Origin of the sequence: Allostella sp., from assembly GCF_041913585.1 — a bacterium.
Lineage (GTDB): Bacteria > Pseudomonadota > Alphaproteobacteria > ATCC43930 > Allostellaceae > Allostella.
Genome location: NZ_JAYSFE010000268.1, coordinates 1 through 2,252, shown reverse-complemented (window position 1 = coordinate 2,252; position 2,252 = coordinate 1). Strand labels below are relative to the sequence as shown.

The 2,252-nt window shown below is 73.1% G+C and carries 3 protein-coding genes; all 3 read left to right on the top strand.

Annotated features, from left to right (window positions below; all coding sequences use genetic code 11):
* The first annotated feature begins 73 nt into the window (after positions 1 to 73).
* Complete coding sequence (locus ACE3Q3_RS24050) at positions 74 to 796, top strand: hypothetical protein (RefSeq protein ID WP_374450347.1); 723 nt, start codon at positions 74 to 76, stop codon at positions 794 to 796.
* Entirely contained in the window at positions 793 to 1,677 is an 885-nt protein-coding gene (locus tag ACE3Q3_RS24045; RefSeq protein WP_374450346.1) for a hypothetical protein, read from the top strand. The genes ACE3Q3_RS24050 and ACE3Q3_RS24045 overlap by 4 nt, the downstream gene beginning before the upstream one ends.
* Before the next feature lie 69 nt (positions 1,678 to 1,746).
* Positions 1,747 to 2,064, top strand: a complete 318-nt coding sequence (locus ACE3Q3_RS24040) for a c-type cytochrome (RefSeq protein WP_374450344.1) — start codon at positions 1,747 to 1,749, stop codon at positions 2,062 to 2,064.
* Positions 2,065 to 2,252: the final 188 nt, after the last annotated feature.

The window sequence follows — 2,252 nt, the reverse complement described above, 5'->3', positions numbered from 1 at the left end:
ACGCCACTCGCCTTCCATGGGTCGGGCCGCTCCCCCGCCTCGTTCGGACAACCTGTCAATCGGGCCCGTCGCCATGCCGCCAGCGGTTCTGCCGCGCCTCACCGCCGCGTTCGGGCTGCACGGCAGCGCCTCGACCTGGGTGTTCAACGTCGCCCGCGAACTGCTGACGGCGCGCCTCGGCGCGAAGTCGATCGCGATCGGCTATGGCGAAACCGCGCGATCGCTCTTCCAGCCGGGGGACCTGGAGGGACGCCATATCCTGATGAAGTGCCACCGGATCGCCCCGGACCTGTCGCTCGTCCTGTGGCTCGCACGGGCGCCCGTCCTGATCAGCATCCGCGACCCGCGCGACGCCGCCCTGTCGATGATGCAGCGCTTCGGCCGCTCCTTCGAGGAGGCGGTGGCGCAGATGGAGAAGGACGTCCGCCACGTCCTGCGCCAGGCCGCGGCCGGCCACCCGGTCTTCCGCTACGAGGACGGCTTCACCGGGAAGCCCGAGACGGTGGCGGAGATCGGCCGCCATCTCGGCATCGCGGCCGCCGCCAAGGAGTGCCGCGACCTCGTGGCGCGCTACGACGCCGCCGCCGTCCGCGCCTTCGGCGACCGCGTTCCCGACCTGCCGGAGGCGCGCCTGATTCGCATCGGCGAGGATCTGTTCGACCGCGTCACCCACATCCACCCGAACCATGTCGGCGACGGCCGCATCGGCAAGTGGCGCGAACTGCTCGACGGCGCCCAGCAGGCGACGGCCGAGCGCCGGTTCCGGCCGTTCCTCGAGCGCTTCGGCTACCGGTGACCGACCTCGTCCCGCGCTACCTCGCCAAGCTCGCCGGCTGCGCGACCCCGAATGCGGTCAACCAACTCCACATCGCCCTCGACACCTACATCACGCCCGCCGACGTCGAGGCGATCCTGCGCCACGCGGCCAAGGCGGCGCTGCCGCCCGCGAGCCTGGAATGGCTCGCCCGCCTGCAGGCGATGGCGAGCCAGAGCCGGCTGCCGCTCCAGCCCTATGTCCGGGAGGCGGTGGGCGACAGCGCCTCGCTCTACACCCATCCCGACCTGCCGCCGGCCGGGCGGACGCTGGTCGTCGCCTTCGCCGGCGACGCCCACCGCCTGATGATGCCGACCCCGGTCTTCCTCCAGCATTGCCGCGCCCGGGACATGGACCTGATGCTGATCCAGGACCAGACCCGGTCCTATTTCCTGCGGGGCGGCGGCGGGCTCGCCGACGACTTCCCCGGGCTCGTCGCCCGCATCGGCGCCGATGTCGGTCGCAGGGGCTACCGCCGGGTGGTCGCCTTCGGCGTCAGCGGCGGCGGCCTGCCCGCGGTCTGCATGGCAGTCGCCCTCGGGCTCGACCGCGCCGTCTCGGTCGGCGGCTCCAGCCCCGACATCGAGGATCCGCGCCTGGCGCTGCGCGGGCTGTCGTTCGCGATCTTCTCGGAGATGCTGGCGCGGCGGCCGGTGCCGATGCCGGAGATCGTGCTGGTCCATGCCGCGGGCTTTCCCCGCGACGCCGAGAAGGCGGCGGCACTGGCGGCCCTGGTGCCCGCCCGCCGCCATCCCGTCGCCGGCACCGGCCGCCACAACGTGCTGAACGAACGGCTGGTCCAGGGTCGCCTCCGCCCGCTTCTCGACGCATTGCTCCTCGACGGGACTGCGCTAGATCATTGACGGCACCTCGGGCCGCCCGTGACAACTGCCCGTGACAATTGGCCGTGGCTGTCCTGGCGGAGGAACGACATGCGAGTACCCCTGCAACTGCTGGCCGCCCTCCTCGCCGTGGGCGCGGCGCCCGCCCTGGCGCAGCAGGCGCCGGATGCCGCGCGCGGACGCGACCTGGCGCGGCAATGGTGCGCCGCCTGCCACGTCGTCGACCACGGCGGCCACGGCGCGGACAACGCGACCGCCTTCCCCACCGTCGCCGCCGCGCCGGCGACGACGCGCGAGCGCATCACCACCTTCCTCGGCGCGCCGCACGGCGGCATGCCCGACCCCGGCCTGACCCGGGCCGACGCCGCCGACATCGCCGAGCACATCCTCAGCCTCCGCGGCCGCTAGGATGCCGGCGGCCGAGTTGGGGCGCGGAGCGCGCGAGACAGCCCACGGCATTTCGCCCATAGTGCCGGCGGGCACGGCGGAGGCGGGCGAATGATCCTTCGCGACTTCGTAGGCAACATCGCGCTGCTCATCATGCTGTGCATGGCGCAGCGCTTCCTCGTCGAGCGCTGGCGGGGCAGCGACCTCGG